Here is a 14,676-nt window from a genome sequence, read left to right as displayed (position 1 = left end):
CCTCACGCAGTCACCAGACGGCTGCACCTGAAAAAACGATTCATACCGGGCAAGGCTGGCGCTGAGGATGTTCAGCTATGCTTGCCGGGCGAAGGGAAACGTAAAGTGGCTCAGCACTCAATGGATATCAAGTTCGCCCACCGCTTGTCTTATAAACAAGCCAGACTGACTGTGCTGGTCGGTTTCGTCTTGGGAACCTTGCTCAGCCTGATCCAGATCGGCATTGATTATGCCAGCGAAGACGCGTCCATCAATCGCGAAATACGCTCCCTGCTTGAAATCAGCCACAACCCTGCTTCACGTATCGCCTACAACATCGACGCCGAACTGGCCCAGGAACTGACCCTGGGCCTGTTGCACTCCCCCGCCATCACGCGGGCACAGTTGATCGACAACAATGACCTGGTGCTGGCTGACGTCGGCCGCCCGCGCAAGGAGAGCCGCTACCGCCCGGTCAGCGACTTTTTGTTCGGCGCCAACCGCCAGTTTGAAGACCGCCTGTACCTCACGCACATGCCTGGGGAATCCCTCGGTGTGTTGCGCCTTGACGTCGATACCTACGCATTTGGCAGCCGCTTCCTGCGTCGCGCAGAGATCACCCTGCTCAATGGCTTCGCGCGCAGCCTGATCCTGACCGCAATCCTGCTGGGCCTGTTCTACGCGATGCTGACCCAGCCCCTGGTGCGGATCATCCGCGAACTGAGTACCCGCCCCCCCGGTAACGCGCCCCAGGCCCGCCTGGATTGCCCAGCGGGGCACGAACACGATGAGATCGGCGTGCTGGTCAACGTCGCCAACCAGCAGTTCGAGAATATGGAGACCGAAATCCGGCAGCGGCGCCACGCCGAGGACCGCCTGACCGAGTACCTTGGCCAACTGGAAGATATTGTTTCGGCGCGTACCACCGAACTCAAGGCAATCAACCAGCGGTTAAGCCAGTCCAACGAAGAACTGGAAGCGTCGAAAATGACCGCCCTGGGCATGGCCCAGGCGCGGGCGGCTTTCCTTGCCAATATGAGCCATGAAATCCGCACCCCGCTCAACGGCCTGCTCGGCATGATCGCCCTGTGCCTGGACAGCGTCCTGAATACCGAGCAGCGCCAGCAATTGTCGATTGCCCATGACTCCGGCAAGGTCCTGGTAGAACTGCTTAACGATATTCTCGACCTGTCCAAGTTCGATGCCGGGCAACTGGAACTGGAGAACATCCCCTTCGACCTCGGCGCCCTGGTGGAGGACACCGCCAACCTGCTGTCGCAGAACGCCGCGCCCAGCGTCGAATTGACCTGCCTGATCGACCCGCAGTTTCCCGCCCAGGTCGTGGGCGATCCGACCCGGGTGCGGCAGATTGTCAGTAACCTGCTGTCCAATGCCTTGAAGTTCACCCGTTTTGGCCGCGTCGATGTACGCCTCAGCGCGCAACCCGATGGCGTGCGCATCGAAGTGTGCGACACCGGCATCGGCATTGCCCAGGAGGCCCAGGCGCGGATCTTCAAACCCTTCACCCAGGCCGGCGCCGGCATTACCCGCCAGTTTGGCGGCACCGGCCTGGGGTTGGCGCTGACCCACAATCTTTGCGAAGCCATGCGCGGCCGGCTGACCATCAGTTCAGAGACCGGCTTCGGCAGCCAGTTCTGCGCCGAACTGCCACTGCCCGCCCACACCCCGGCGCCTCGGCTGGGCCCCTTGACCGGTGACGTGGTGGTGATCAGCGGGGCCAGCAGCGGCCTGGCCGAACTGCTGCACACCCTGCTGCCGCACTGGGGGCTGACGCCGCGCTGCTACACCCTCGACGAGGACTTGACGGGCCTGGCAGCGGATATCCTGATCACCGACTGCCCCGAATGCCTGTTTCGCCTGCGCCCGACCGTCAACGCGCCGATCCTGCTGGTCACCGCCTACGGCAACTTCATGCCCAGCGAAGAAGTGGCCGCCTTGGCGCCCCTGCAACAGCAGGCACGCCCCCTGAGTCGCGCCGCGCTGTATCAGGTGCTGCACCGCACCCTGCGCGCCGACAGCGAAATCGTCCTCGACCTTGCCCAACTGGAGGCCAGCCCGGTGGCCCATCGGGCGCACATCCTGCTGGTGGAGGACAACCTGGTCAATCAACTGGTGGCCAAGGGCATGCTCAGCAAGCTCGGCTGCGAGGTGGTGGTCGCAGCCCATGGCGGCGAGGCGCTCAAGCAATTGGAAGAGCAACGTTTCGATCTGGTGCTGATGGACTGCAACATGCCGGTCATGGATGGCTACGAGGCGAGCCGGCAGATCCGCCGCAGCGGGCGCTGGCCGCAGCTGCCGATTGTCGCGCTGACCGCCAATGCCCTGGCTGAGGAACGCGAACGATGCCGGGCCGCCGGCATGAACGACTACCTGGCCAAGCCCTTTCGCCGCGAGGAACTCAACGCCCTGCTCGACCTGTGGGTGCCGACTACGACAACCCTCTGACCTGCTGGAGCAACGGGTCATCCAGGGCCAGGGAGACGCCAGGCACGTCGGTCATTTGAGCAGCGCTTCGATCTCTTGGGTCAGTTCCCCGGGTTTGGTGGTCGGGGCAAAACGCTTGACCACCTGAGCGTCACGACCGATCAGGAACTTGGTGAAGTTCCACTTGATGCCCCTGGAGCCCAGCAGGCCCGGCGCGCGCTGTTTCAATTGCACAAACAGCGGGTGGGCTTCGCTCCCATTGACATCCACCTTCTTGAACAGAGGAAAACTGACACCGAAATTCAGCTCGCAAAACTCGGAAATGGCCCCCTCGTCACCCGGTTCCTGCTTGCCGAACTGGTTGCACGGGAAGCCCAGTACCACCAGGCCCTGGTCCCGGTATTGCTGCCAGAGCTGCTCAAGGCCTTTGTACTGCGGGGTGAAACCACATTTGCTGGCGGTATTGACCACCAGGATCGCCTTGCCGGCGAAGTCCGCCAGAGTCTTTTGCTCGCCCTTGATGGTGGTGCAGGGGATGGCCAGCAGGTTATCGCTCATTAGAGACGCCTCAAGAAGTAGAGAAGAAAAACATAGCGAGCAATTCCATTGCACACCATTTAATCAGCCAGCCTGATAACCCAACATCACCCCCCGGCAGGCGCGGGCTTGCCCGCGAAAAACGCCCAGACGCCACGTTTATCCAGGCAGCCCGCATCGTCGGTTCAACGCGGGACCAAGTCCAGGCACACCGAGTTGATGCAGTAACGCAAGCCCGTAGGCGGCGGACCATCCGGGAACACATGCCCCAAGTGTGCATCGCACTTGGCACAGGTCACTTCGGTGCGGACCATCCCGTGGCTGACATCACGAATCTCGATCATCGCGCTGTCCGCAATCGGCTCATAAAAACTGGGCCAGCCACAACCGGCATCGAATTTGGTCTTCGAGTCGAACAATGGCTCATTGCAGCAAATGCAGTGATACACACCGTCGGTCGTAGTGGCGTTGTACTTGCCGGAAAACGGCCGCTCGGTGCCCTTGAGGCGGCACACTTGATACTGCGCCGGGTCGAGCATTTCCCGCCATTGATCCAGGGTCTTCTCCAACTTTTCCATCAATACACCTCGACAACTGAAAAAGCCTGATCTGTGTCTTTTCCATGGATCAGGCGGCACGTATGATTGCGCCTCTTCAAAGCACCAGTCTGGCACCCACGTTATCGGCATTCAAACGTATTTATGGGTCAGGCCACACGCAGGATTCCCAGCACGGTAGTCTTCACACCGTCTGGATCGTTCATTTTCGGGATCACATCGCCATGCAGGTCAGCAAATCGAACAAGCTCGCCAACGTCTGCTACGACATTCGCGGCCCGGTGCTCAAGCACGCCAAACGCCTGGAAGAGGAAGGCCATCGCATCCTCAAGCTGAATATCGGCAACCCGGCGCCCTTTGGTTTCGAGGCGCCGGACGAAATCCTCCAGGACGTGATCCGCAACCTGCCCACCGCCCAGGGCTACAGTGACTCCAAGGGTTTGTTCAGCGCGCGCAAGGCGGTGATGCAGTACTACCAGCAAAAGCAGGTGGAAGGGATCGGTATCGAGGATATCTACCTGGGCAACGGCGTCTCCGAGCTGATCGTGATGGCCATGCAGGCCCTGCTCAACAATGGCGACGAAGTGCTGGTGCCGGCGCCTGACTACCCGCTGTGGACCGCCGCCGTGACCCTGGCGGGCGGCCATCCGGTGCACTACCTGTGCGACGAACAAGCCAACTGGTGGCCGGACCTGGCCGATATCAAGGCCAAGATCACGCCCAACACCAAGGCGCTGGTGATCATCAACCCGAACAACCCGACGGGCGCGGTGTATTCCAGGGAAGTGTTGCAGGGCATGCTGGAACTGGCGCGCCAGCACAACCTGGTGGTGTTCTCCGACGAGATCTACGACAAGATCCTCTATGACGACGCCGTGCACATCTGCACCGCCTCCCTGGCCCCGGACCTGCTGTGCCTGACCTTCAACGGCCTGTCCAAGTCCTACCGGGTGGCGGGGTTCCGTTCCGGCTGGGTGGCCATCTCCGGGCCCAAGCACAATGCCCAGAGCTACATCGAAGGCATCGACATGCTGGCCAATATGCGCCTGTGCGCCAACGTCCCCAGCCAGCATGCGATCCAGACTGCGCTGGGTGGCTACCAGAGCATCAACGACCTGTTGTTGCCCGCCGGCCGCCTGCTGGAACAGCGCAACCGCACTTGGGAGCTGCTCAACGACATTCCCGGCGTCAGTTGTGTCAAACCCATGGGCGCCTTGTATGCCTTCCCGCGGATCGACCCGAAAGTCTGCCCGATCCACAACGACGAGAAGTTCGTCCTCGACCTGCTACTGTCGGAAAAGCTGCTGGTGGTCCAGGGCACTGCGTTCAACTGGCCGTGGCCTGATCACTTCCGCGTGGTGACCCTGCCGCGGGTGGATGACCTGGACATGGCCATCGGGCGTATTGGCAACTTCCTGAAGTCCTATCGCCAGTAGCCTGACTTTCGCTGTACAACCTGCAACAGGTCGTACAGCGATTATCTGGCAACACATCTCTGCCGAGAAACGCCTGCTGCACCCACCCTCTTCGCCTCGACCCTGTACTTTCCAGCAATCACGGGGTCCAAAGGCTTGCGGACGGGAATTTCTAGCGGCATAAAGGCTCGGAAAATCCCTGCAAGGCTCTACATTCGCGTTGTAGGACACAGTTTGAAATAGTCGCCCGGTTGAATAGCCCACTGCCGCACCTTATATACCCCGCAGTACGCGACATATTAAGCATGAGGAGAATTCTACAACCATGATGCGCATCCTGCTGTTCTTGGCCACTAACCTGGCGGTCGTGCTGATTGCCAGCATCACCCTGAGCCTTTTCGGCTTCAACGGGTTCATGGCGGCCAACGGGGTTGATCTGAACCTCAATCAGCTGCTGGTTTTCTGTGCCGTCTTTGGTTTTGCCGGCTCGATCTTCTCGCTGTTCATCTCCAAGTGGATGGCGAAGATGAGCACCAGCACCCAGATCATCACCCAGCCGCGCACCCGGCATGAGCAATGGCTGTTGCAGACCGTCGAGCAGCTGTCTCGCGAAGCCGGGATCAAGATGCCCGAAGTCGGGATCTTCCCGGCCTACGAGGCTAACGCCTTTGCCACTGGCTGGAACAAGAACGATGCTCTTGTTGCCGTCAGCCAGGGTTTGCTGGAGCGTTTCTCGCCCGACGAAGTGAAGGCCGTGCTGGCCCACGAGATCGGCCACGTCGCCAACGGTGACATGGTGACCCTGGCACTGGTCCAGGGCGTGGTGAACACCTTCGTGATGTTCTTTGCACGGATCATCGGCAACTTTGTCGACAAGGTGATCTTCAAGAACGAAGGTGGCCAGGGTATCGCCTACTACGTGGCGACGATCTTTGCCGAACTGGTACTGGGCTTCCTCGCCAGCTCCATCGTGATGTGGTTCTCGCGCAAACGCGAGTTCCGCGCCGACGAAGCCGGTGCCCAACTGGCCGGTACTGCCGCGATGATCGGCGCCCTGCAACGCCTGCGCTCCGAACAGGGCCTGCCGGTGCATATGCCTGACACCCTGAATGCCTTCGGCATCAACGGTGGCGTCAAGCAAGGCCTGGCACGGATGTTCATGAGCCACCCGCCACTGGAAGAGCGGATCGACGCACTGCGCCGTCGCGGCTGACAGGCAACGCAAAAAAGGGGCGATTGAATCGCCCCTTTTTTGTGGGCGCGTGTTTTACAGCCGCGCCAACTGGTAAACCTGCTCTTCCAGCCGTGTGATACCCGCCTGGGCGAACCTGGGGCTCTCGGCCAGGATATCCCGCTGTTCCCGGATCTCCAGGCGCCAGCGTCCGCCCAGCAGCCTGTGGACTTCAGCGTCGCCGATTGCAAACGGCGGGCCTGCCTTTTGGGCCTGCTCATAATCCAGGCTGATCAACAGACCACTTTCCACCTGCGGCGCAATCGCCTGCAGATGCGCGACATAGCGCTCGCGCATCGGCAGTGGCAAGGCAATCAGCGCCGCCCGATCGTACAGCGCGGTGCACCCTGCCACATCCTCACCGCTCAACTCGAAGAAATCGCCGCACCACAATTCGAGAGTGCCCGCCTGATAGACCTTGAAGCTGCCCCGCTGGCTGACGTGCGCCGCCAGGCTTTGCTCCTGGAAAAACTCTTCCACGGCCTTTTCCGACAGCTCTACCCCCAGGACCTGGTGCCCCTGCTGCGCCAGCCACAGCAGGTCCAGGCTTTTGCCACACAGCGGCACCAGCACCCTGGCCCCACTGGCCAACCCGAGGCCCGGCCAGTGTCGCTGCAAATAGGGGTTGACCTCCGGCAGGTGGAAGCCGATCTGATTGTGTGCCCAACGGTCATGCCAAAAGGTGGAGTCCATGACTAATCCTAAAAATTCGATCAAATAACGCTAAAACTTATATTAGATTTAGATTAATGATCTGATTGAAGATGGTCCCATCTTAACCTTGAGGACCCCGCCCATGCTCCCCAGCCTGTTTATTTCCCACGGCTCGCCCATGCTTGCCTTGCAACCCGGCGCCAGCGGGCCAGCCCTCCAGCGCCTGGCCGCCGACTTGCCACGCCCCAAGGCAATCGTGGTGATGTCCGCGCACTGGGAAAGCCGCGAGCTGCTGGTCAGCGCCAGCCCTGCGCCCGAGACCTGGCACGACTTCGGCGGTTTCCCCCGCGAGCTGTTTGCCGTGCAGTATCCGGCCCCCGGTGATCCGGCACTGGCCCAGCAGATCGTCGAACGGCTCATAGCCGATGGCCTGCAAGCCCGCCTCGACCACCAGCGCCCGTTCGACCATGGCACCTGGGTGCCGCTGTCGCTGATGTACCCGGCGGCGGATATACCGGTGGTACAGGTCTCCCTGCCCAGCCATCTGGGCCCCGCCCTGCAAACCCGAGTCGGCCAGGCGCTGCGCAGCCTGCGCGAACAAGGTGTGCTGTTGATCGGCTCGGGCAGCATCACCCATAACCTCGGTGAGTTGGACTGGCGGGCCGGCCCGGAAAGCATCGAGCCCTGGGCGCGGGAGTTCCGTGATTGGATCGTCGACAAACTCGGCACCCAGGATGAAGCCGCCTTGCACGACTACCGCCGCCAGGCACCCCATGCGGTGCGCAGCCATCCCAGTGATGAACACTTGTTGCCGCTGTACTTCGCCCGTGGTGCGGGTGGGCAGTTCAGCGTGGCTCACCAAGGGTTCACCCTGGGTGCCCTGGGGATGGATATCTATCGATTTGATTAGCAGGCCCCGCTAGATCCAGAGCCGGGTGAAAACCCAGGCAAAAAAAATCCCCGAACCAGTCGGGGATTTTTTATGTTCGATCAATCAACCCAAGGGTCGATCAATCTTCGCGATAGCGACGCAGTTTGAGCTGCTTGCCCGCAACGCGAGTGTCCTTCAGCTTGGCCAGCAACTTCTCCAGGCCATCTTCCGGCAACTCCACCAGGGAGAAGCTGTCACGCACCTGGATGCGACCGATCGCTTCACGTGCCAGGCCACCCTCGTTGAGGATAGCGCCCAGCAGGTTCTTGGCGGCGATGCCATCACGCGCGCCCAGCGCGGTACGGCAGCGAGCACGACCTTCAGCCAATGGAACCGGAGCACGACGCTCACGATCACCACGGTCTGGACGGTCACCGGTACGCTCTGGACGATCACCGCGCGGAGCGTTGTTCGGCACCAGTGGGCGTTCTTTTTCGATCGCGGCAAGGGTCAGGGCCTGACCGTTGGTAGCCTTGCGCAGCAGGGCTGCAGCCAGGGCACGCGGGGTGCAACCGATATCGGCAGTCAGGCGGTCCAGCAGGTCGCCGTGGGTCGATTCAGCATCAGCCACCAGCGGCGACAGGCTGTTGGTCAGTTTCTTGATGCGGGCATCGAGAACAGCCTGGGCATCCGGCAGGCGGACTTCGGCGACTTTCTGACCGGTTACACGCTCGATCACTTGCAGCATGCGGCGCTCACGTGGAGTCACCAGCAGCAGTGCACGACCTTCGCGACCGGCACGGCCAGTACGGCCGATACGGTGAACGTAGGACTCTGGGTCGTACGGCATGTCAACGTTGAACACGTGGGTGATACGCGGAACGTCCAGGCCACGGGCAGCAACGTCGGTCGCCACAACGATGTCCAGGCGGCCATCCTTGAGGGAGTCGATCACGCGCTCACGTTGGTTCTGGGCAATGTCACCGTTCAGCGCAGCGGCTTTGTAGCCTTTGGCTTCCAGGGCACTGGCCAGGTCCAGGGTCGCTTGCTTGGTGCGCACGAACATGATCAGGGCGTCGAAGTCTTCGACTTCCAGCAGGCTCAATACAGCCGAGGTCTTCTGGTCAGCGTGAACCAACAGGTGAGCCTGTTCGATCGCGGTAACGGTCTGGGTCTTGGTCTGGATCTTCACGTGTTGCGGATCGCGCAGATGGCGTTCGGCAATGGCACGGATCGACTGTGGCAGGGTGGCCGAGAACAGCACGGTCTGACGGGTCGGTGGCAGTGCCTTGAAGATGACTTCCAGGTCATCCATAAAGCCCAGCTTCAACATTTCGTCAGCTTCGTCCAGAACCAGGTGGTTCACGGTCGACAGTACTTTTTCGTCACGGCGCAGGTGGTCGCACAGACGGCCCGGGGTGGCGACAACGATCTGTGCGCCATTACGGATTGCTTTGAGTTGTGGGCCCATAGGCGCGCCGCCGTAAACGGCCACAACGGTAACGCCCGGCATTTGCTTGGCGTAGGTTTCAAAAGCGGTTGCTACTTGCAGCGCCAACTCACGGGTTGGCGCCAGGATCAGGGCTTGCGGCTCGCGCTTGGCAGGATCGATGCAGTGCAGGATTGGCAGGGCGAACGCGGCGGTTTTACCGGTACCGGTTTGCGCCTGGCCGATCATGTCTTGGCCGGCCATGATGATCGGGATCGATTGCTGCTGAATAGCCGAAGGTTCTTCGTAGCCGGTCGCGATGACGGCAGCAAGAATGTTCGGGTTAAGATTAAAAGCGGCGAAGCCGCCGGTTTCCTGGGTCATGGGTCTGCCTCTAAGTGCATCCGCAAAGACCCATGCTCCAAAGCTGCGCATGCCGTGTTGAGACTCAAGAGTCGCCCTGGCTGCTTTGTCGGCGGGGATTTGCGAAAACGAATGAATGAAAAAGATTCGTCAAGGGAGAGTCCGCTGTGCGGACGTGCAGCCGAAGCTGACTTCGGGGAATTGCGCTACCTAAACGCGGCCCGGTTAAAGGCCGGCGCGCACTATACCGGAAATCCTTGAAAAAGGGAGCTTTTTTTATCGGAAAAGTCCATCCCACTGCTCTGTGTCACAGCCTTTGCGCTTCCCTGCAAGAACGTCTATTTTTCAAAGGCCCGGCCCTGTTGGTTATTGCGCTTAAACGCTTCACCTTTTGCAGCGGACCCTTCGGTCCGAAACTGCCTGTCGCGTCCGAGGATCCCCCCATGAAACACGCCAGCAGCAGCCGCGTCAGCCGTGAACTACAAGGGCATGTCCTGTTGCTGGGGCTCGATCGGGTCGCCAAGCGCAACGCCTTTGACCTCGACCTGCTCAACGAACTGAGCCTGGCCTATGGCGAATTCGATCGCAATGAAAACGCGCGGGTGGCCGTGGTGTTCGGACATGGCGAGCACTTTACCGCCGGACTGGACCTGATCAACGTCGCCCACACCATGGCGCAAGGCTGGCAAGCCCCACTGGGAGGCTGCGATCCATGGGGAGTGTTCGCCGGGCCCAGGGTCAGCAAGCCGGTGATCGTGGCCGCACAAGGTTATTGCCTGACCATCGGTATCGAGTTGATGCTCGCGGCGGACATCAACCTGTGCGCCAGCAATACGCGCTTTGCGCAGATGGAAGTCCAGCGTGGGATCTTTCCTTTTGGTGGCGCCACCTTGCGCCTGCACCAGATTGCCGGCTGGGGCAACGCCATGCGCTGGCTGCTGACGGGCGATGAGTTCGATGCCCATGAAGCCCTGCGCCTGGGGCTGGTGCAGGAGGTCATGGCCAGCGAAGACCTGCTGCCCCGGGCGCTGACCCTGGCCAACCGGATTGCCAACCAGGCGCCGCTGGGGGTGCAGGCTACGTTGATGTCGGCACGCCAGGCGCGAAATGAGGGCGAAACCGCCGCAGCCGCCGGGTTGCCGGCGCTGGTCGAAAAACTGCTTAACAGCGAGGATGCCAAGGAAGGAGTGCGGGCGATGCTGGAGAAACGGCCGGGGGTATTCAAGGGGGTGTGAGCAGGCAGGGATGGCCTCATCGCGGGCAAGCCCGCTCCCACAGGGGGAGATCTTGGCCATGCAGAATAGCCACAGAACAAATGTGGGAGCGGGCTTGTCGGGTCGCCGCATCGCCGCGATGAGGCCAGTACAGGCACCTACGTCGCCGGCCGAACCGCCTTGATCAGCGCCTGCAACGAATACCCCAGGCGTGGCGCCAGCGCCTCGGCCCGTGCAGAAACCGCCGCCAGGTCCAGCGTCTGGTCCAGGTCCGCCGGCACGATCAGGATCACATTGCCCTCCTTCACCGGCAGCTCCCAGTAATGCCGGTGGTACAACCCGCGCAACAGCGCAGCGCCCAGGGGCTTGCCATCATCGGTGGCCCACTGATTGATCACCAACCAACCACCGGGGTTGAGCTTCTTCTGGCAGTTTTCCAGGAAGCTCCAGGCCAGGTGGCCAACCCCCGGCCCGACATCGGTATACAAGTCGACGAAAATCAGGTCCGCCGGCTCCGCTGTCTCCAGCAACTCCAGGGCATCGCCTACGCGGATGTACAGCCGTGGATCATCATCCAGCCCCAGGTATTCGATGGCCAGGCGCGGCACGTCCGGGCGCAATTCAATCGCCTCGACATCCTCCAGCGGCAGGAACCGGAGGCAAGCCTGGGTCAGCGTCCCGGCGCCCAGGCCAAGGAACAGCGCACTCTCGGGCTGCTCGTGACACAAGGCGCCAATCAACATGGCACGGGTGTAGTCATACTCCAGCCAGCTCGGATCGGCAGTGAACACGCAGCTCTGCTCGATGGCATCGCCAAACTCGAGAAAGCGGTAATCGGCCACTTCCAGCACACGGATCATGCCGAAGTCATCATGGACCTCAGCCAACAGGCGCTCGACGCGCTCCTCAGTCATTTCATCTCCTAATGGGCCCGGGCACGGGTTCAAGCCGCCTGGTCCCAAGCGGCAAAGGCGCGATTGTCGGCCAAGCGGCGCCAGCAGGTCACGCACTAATTACTGATAACATGCACGTTCCCGACATTCATTCGAGTTCACGATGAGCCAACCCTGGAGCCCCGACAGCTGGCGCGCCCTGCCGATCCAGCAACAACCCCGCTACCCCGACGCCGCGCACTTGCTGCAGGTCGAGCAGAGCCTGGCCAGTTACCCGCCGCTGGTGTTCGCCGGCGAAGCCCGGGAGTTGCGCCGCCAGTTTGCCGAGGTGACCCAGGGGCGCGCGTTCCTGCTGCAGGGTGGCGACTGCGCCGAGAGCTTTGCCGAGTTCTCCGCCGCAAAGATCCGTGACACGTTTAAAGTATTGCTGCAAATGGCCATTGTCATGACCTTCGCCGCCGGCTGCCCGGTGGTCAAAGTCGGGCGCATGGCCGGCCAGTTCGCCAAGCCGCGTTCGGCCAACGATGAAACCATCGACGGCATCACCCTGCCCGCCTACCGTGGCGATATCGTCAACGGTATTGGCTTCGACGAGAAAAGCCGCGTCCCGGACCCCGACCGCCTGCTGCAGTCCTATCACCAGTCCACCGCCACCCTGAACCTGCTGCGCGCCTTCGCCCAGGGCGGTTTTGCCGATCTGCACCAGGTGCACAAGTGGAACCTGGACTTTATCGCCAACTCCGCCCTGGCCGACAAGTACAGCCAACTGGCAGACCGCATCGACGAGACCCTGGCCTTTATGCGCGCCTGCGGCATGGACAGCTCGCCACAACTGCGCGAGACCAGCTTCTTCACCGCCCACGAAGCGCTGCTGCTCAACTACGAGCAAGCCTTTGTGCGCCGTGACAGCCTGACCAACGATTACTACGACTGTTCGGCCCATATGCTGTGGATCGGCGACCGCACGCGCCAGCTCGATGGTGCGCACGTCGAGTTCCTGCGCGGGGTGAACAACCCGATCGGGGTCAAGGTCGGCCCGAGCATGAACCCCGACGACCTGCTTCGCCTGATCGACATCCTCAACCCGGACAACGACCCCGGCCGCCTGAACCTGATCGCGCGCATGGGCGCCAACAAGGTCGGCGACCACCTGCCCAACCTGATCCGCGCCGTGCAGCGCGAAGGCAAGCAGGTGCTGTGGAGCTGCGACCCGATGCATGGCAACACCATCAAGGCCAGCAGCGGCTACAAGACCCGGGACTTCGCGCAGATCCTCAGTGAAGTGAAGGAATTCTTCCAGGCCCATGAAGCCGAAGGCACCTATGCCGGTGGAATTCATATTGAAATGACCGGGCAGAATGTCACCGAGTGCATTGGTGGCGCGCGACCGATTACCGAGGATGGCTTGTCAGACCGCTACCACACCCATTGCGACCCGCGGATGAATGCCGATCAGTCGCTGGAATTGGCGTTCCTGATTGCCGAGACGTTGAAGCAGGTCAAACGCTAGAGCGGTGGTGGCTTGATCCACCGCAATCGCGGGCAAGCCCGACTCCCACCACGCTCAATGTGGGAGCCGGGCTTGCCCGCGATTGCGCCCTATCTGCCAGCCTCCATTGCCAGCATCGCCACCCGCAACCGGGCTGCACTGTGCCGCTGACAATTGATTTGCACCTGTTCCAACCCCAGCCAATCCGCCATCTGCCGCAGGTTCAACGCCAGCGCCAACATCCCTGCCTCGTCCAACCCCGGCTCTTCCTCATGCACGGCGTGCACTGCCAACCGCGCCTTGGCCCGCTCGGCCCGCAAATCCACCCGCGCGGCGATGCGTTCGTTGTGTAGGAACGGCAGCACGTAATAGCCATACACCCGCTTGTCCTGCGGGGTGTAGATCTCCAGTCGATAGCGGAAGTCGAACAGGCGCTCGGTACGACTACGCTCCCAGATCAATGAATCGAAGGGCGACAGCAAGGCACTGGCTGCCACCTTACGCGGGACCGTCGGCTCGGGCAGGCAATACGCCGGCTGCTTCCAGCCCTGGACCTGGCACACCTGCAATTGCCCGTCCTCGAGCAATTCGGCGAGGCGCCCATGACTCTCTGCCGGGGCCAGGCGAAAATAATCGCGCAGGTCCTTTTCCGTGGCGATACCCAGCGCCGTCGCGGCCTGCAGCAACAGGCCACGCTGGGCACTGTGCTCGCTCAAGGGCGCCTGTTGCAGAATCGCTGCCGGGATGACCCGCTCCGGCAGGTCGTACAGCCGCTCGAAACCACGGCGCCCGGCCACCGTCACCAGCCCTGCGGCAAACAGCCATTCCAGGGCCTGCTTTTCATCACTCCAGTCCCACCACGGCCCGGCGCGCTCTTCACGGGTCGACAGGCTGCCCGCCCCCAACGCACCCTGCTGTTCGACGATGGCCAGCACGCGGCGGATGGTAGGCTGTTGCTCGCGCCCAAAACGCGCCATCTGCTGATAGATCCCCTGCCCCTCGGATGCGCGCTGCATGCGCCAGCGCAGCAGCGGATACAGCGTCATCGGTAGCAGCGAGGCCTCATGCCCCCAATACTCGAACAACGTACGTTTACGCCCCAGGCTCCAGGCCGCCTGTTCAAGCAGCAACGGCGAGTAATGACCCAGGCGGGAAAACAGCGGCAGGTAGTGGGAACGCACCACGGCATTGACCGAATCAATCTGCAACACGCCCAGGCGCTCGACCAGACGATTGACCTGGGCCGCCTTGATCTGTGCGGGCGGCTGGCGCCCGGAAAAGCCTTGGGCTGCCAACGCCAGGCGGCGGGCTTGCTTAAGGGAAAAGCTCAGTTCTGCGGGCATGGGCATCTCCTGATTGCGCCCGCGAACTGTAGCGCGAGGATCGTCATTTACCCAACGGGTCATTCCACACAGACCGGTGGCGTTCATGCTCGACATCCGCCCGGGTCAAGCCAATATCCTTGAGTGAGTCATCACTCATTTCTGCCAGGATCTGACGCTCGCGCTGCACGGCGTACCAACGGCAAACCCTTTGAAACACCCCGGCCAACGGGCGCTTCACCAACAACACATAACCTCTTTGACCCTTCATCATCTC

The 14,676-nt window shown here is 61.6% G+C and carries 13 protein-coding genes; 6 read left to right on the top strand and 7 right to left on the bottom strand.

The annotated features are described in order from the left end of the window. Positions 1 to 120: 120 nt before the first annotated feature. Positions 121 to 2,445: a hybrid sensor histidine kinase/response regulator gene (locus AC07W7_RS11065; RefSeq protein ID WP_495039332.1), complete on the top strand. Its 2,325-nt coding sequence runs from the start codon at positions 121 to 123 to the stop codon at positions 2,443 to 2,445. A gap of 51 nt (positions 2,446 to 2,496) precedes the next feature. Here AC07W7_RS11065 and AC07W7_RS11060 read toward each other — a convergent pair whose 3' ends face one another. Together AC07W7_RS11060 and msrB are read right to left on the bottom strand one after the other, a co-directional pair. Further along, positions 2,497 to 2,982 (bottom strand): glutathione peroxidase, encoded by a 486-nt coding sequence (locus tag AC07W7_RS11060; RefSeq protein ID WP_099169533.1) that lies wholly within the window; start codon positions 2,980 to 2,982, stop codon positions 2,497 to 2,499. Positions 2,983 to 3,146: 164 nt separating this feature from the next. Next, entirely contained in the window at positions 3,147 to 3,539 is a 393-nt protein-coding gene (msrB, locus tag AC07W7_RS11055) for a peptide-methionine (R)-S-oxide reductase MsrB (RefSeq protein WP_099169532.1), read from the bottom strand. 203 nt (positions 3,540 to 3,742) lie between these two features. Between msrB and AC07W7_RS11050 the strand changes: the two genes are divergently transcribed. Together AC07W7_RS11050 and htpX are read left to right on the top strand one after the other, a co-directional pair. Further along, on the top strand, positions 3,743 to 4,954 hold the full coding sequence (locus AC07W7_RS11050; RefSeq protein WP_099169531.1) for a pyridoxal phosphate-dependent aminotransferase: 1,212 nt from the start codon (positions 3,743 to 3,745) through the stop codon (positions 4,952 to 4,954). Positions 4,955 to 5,258: 304 nt separating this feature from the next. Then, complete coding sequence (gene htpX / locus AC07W7_RS11045; RefSeq protein ID WP_029298042.1) at positions 5,259 to 6,146, top strand: protease HtpX; 888 nt, start codon at positions 5,259 to 5,261, stop codon at positions 6,144 to 6,146. Between the two features lie 54 nt (positions 6,147 to 6,200). On the opposite strand, the gene AC07W7_RS11040 is transcribed toward htpX, so the two are convergent. Continuing rightward, positions 6,201 to 6,857: a thiopurine S-methyltransferase gene (locus AC07W7_RS11040; RefSeq protein WP_495039313.1), complete on the bottom strand. Its 657-nt coding sequence runs from the start codon at positions 6,855 to 6,857 to the stop codon at positions 6,201 to 6,203. Between the two features lie 103 nt (positions 6,858 to 6,960). On the opposite strand from AC07W7_RS11040, the gene AC07W7_RS11035 reads away from it, so the two are divergent. Further along, complete coding sequence (locus AC07W7_RS11035; protein ID WP_495039312.1) at positions 6,961 to 7,728, top strand: DODA-type extradiol aromatic ring-opening family dioxygenase; 768 nt, start codon at positions 6,961 to 6,963, stop codon at positions 7,726 to 7,728. Positions 7,729 to 7,828: 100 nt separating this feature from the next. Here AC07W7_RS11035 and AC07W7_RS11030 read toward each other — a convergent pair whose 3' ends face one another. Further along, complete coding sequence (locus AC07W7_RS11030; protein WP_017136163.1) at positions 7,829 to 9,502, bottom strand: DEAD/DEAH box helicase; 1,674 nt, start codon at positions 9,500 to 9,502, stop codon at positions 7,829 to 7,831. A 422-nt stretch (positions 9,503 to 9,924) separates the two neighbouring features. Between AC07W7_RS11030 and AC07W7_RS11025 the strand changes: the two genes are divergently transcribed. Then, complete coding sequence (locus AC07W7_RS11025) at positions 9,925 to 10,716, top strand: crotonase/enoyl-CoA hydratase family protein (protein ID WP_495039311.1); 792 nt, start codon at positions 9,925 to 9,927, stop codon at positions 10,714 to 10,716. A 137-nt stretch (positions 10,717 to 10,853) separates the two neighbouring features. Here the strand turns inward: AC07W7_RS11025 and AC07W7_RS11020 are convergent, their stop codons facing one another. Then, a complete protein-coding gene (locus AC07W7_RS11020; RefSeq protein WP_169898798.1) occupies positions 10,854 to 11,609 on the bottom strand; it encodes a spermidine synthase in 756 nt (251 codons plus the stop codon). A gap of 142 nt (positions 11,610 to 11,751) precedes the next feature. On the opposite strand from AC07W7_RS11020, the gene AC07W7_RS11015 reads away from it, so the two are divergent. Then, positions 11,752 to 13,098, top strand: a complete 1,347-nt coding sequence (locus tag AC07W7_RS11015; RefSeq protein WP_495039310.1) for a class II 3-deoxy-7-phosphoheptulonate synthase — start codon at positions 11,752 to 11,754, stop codon at positions 13,096 to 13,098. Positions 13,099 to 13,187: 89 nt separating this feature from the next. Here the strand turns inward: AC07W7_RS11015 and AC07W7_RS11010 are convergent, their stop codons facing one another. Both AC07W7_RS11010 and AC07W7_RS11005 read right to left on the bottom strand, forming a co-directional pair. Then, the gene (locus tag AC07W7_RS11010) at positions 13,188 to 14,420 is read right to left on the bottom strand and encodes a winged helix-turn-helix domain-containing protein (protein WP_495039309.1); all 1,233 of its coding nucleotides are present in this window, start codon (positions 14,418 to 14,420) and stop codon (positions 13,188 to 13,190) included. 43 nt (positions 14,421 to 14,463) lie between these two features. Continuing rightward, the gene (locus AC07W7_RS11005; protein WP_495039331.1) at positions 14,464 to 14,670 is read right to left on the bottom strand and encodes a DUF1127 domain-containing protein; all 207 of its coding nucleotides are present in this window, start codon (positions 14,668 to 14,670) and stop codon (positions 14,464 to 14,466) included. Between the last annotated feature and the right edge of the window lie 6 nt (positions 14,671 to 14,676).

It is taken from the genome of Pseudomonas sp. GW821-FHT01D09, assembly GCF_059422465.1.
Note: the sequence above shows the minus strand (reverse complement) of the source record. Positions and strands in the feature narration are given on the sequence as shown.

Excerpts from the sequence above, each read along its gene's own strand:
- AC07W7_RS11065 (WP_495039332.1), top strand. The coding sequence starts at position 121 with ATGGATATCAAGTTCGCCCACCGCTTGTCTTATAAACAAGCCAGACTG.
- AC07W7_RS11060 (WP_099169533.1), bottom strand. The coding sequence starts at position 2,982 with ATGAGCGATAACCTGCTGGCCATCCCCTGCACCACCATCAAGGGCGAG.
- msrB (WP_099169532.1), bottom strand. The coding sequence starts at position 3,539 with ATGGAAAAGTTGGAGAAGACCCTGGATCAATGGCGGGAAATGCTCGAC.
- AC07W7_RS11050 (WP_099169531.1), top strand. The coding sequence starts at position 3,743 with ATGCAGGTCAGCAAATCGAACAAGCTCGCCAACGTCTGCTACGACATT.
- htpX (WP_029298042.1), top strand. The coding sequence starts at position 5,259 with ATGATGCGCATCCTGCTGTTCTTGGCCACTAACCTGGCGGTCGTGCTG.
- AC07W7_RS11040 (WP_495039313.1), bottom strand. The coding sequence starts at position 6,857 with ATGGACTCCACCTTTTGGCATGACCGTTGGGCACACAATCAGATCGGC.
- AC07W7_RS11035 (WP_495039312.1), top strand. The coding sequence starts at position 6,961 with ATGCTCCCCAGCCTGTTTATTTCCCACGGCTCGCCCATGCTTGCCTTG.
- AC07W7_RS11030 (WP_017136163.1), bottom strand. The coding sequence starts at position 9,502 with ATGACCCAGGAAACCGGCGGCTTCGCCGCTTTTAATCTTAACCCGAAC.
- AC07W7_RS11025 (WP_495039311.1), top strand. The coding sequence starts at position 9,925 with ATGAAACACGCCAGCAGCAGCCGCGTCAGCCGTGAACTACAAGGGCAT.
- AC07W7_RS11020 (WP_169898798.1), bottom strand. The coding sequence starts at position 11,609 with ATGACTGAGGAGCGCGTCGAGCGCCTGTTGGCTGAGGTCCATGATGAC.
- AC07W7_RS11015 (WP_495039310.1), top strand. The coding sequence starts at position 11,752 with ATGAGCCAACCCTGGAGCCCCGACAGCTGGCGCGCCCTGCCGATCCAG.
- AC07W7_RS11010 (WP_495039309.1), bottom strand. The coding sequence starts at position 14,420 with ATGCCCGCAGAACTGAGCTTTTCCCTTAAGCAAGCCCGCCGCCTGGCG.
- AC07W7_RS11005 (WP_495039331.1), bottom strand. The coding sequence starts at position 14,670 with ATGAAGGGTCAAAGAGGTTATGTGTTGTTGGTGAAGCGCCCGTTGGCC.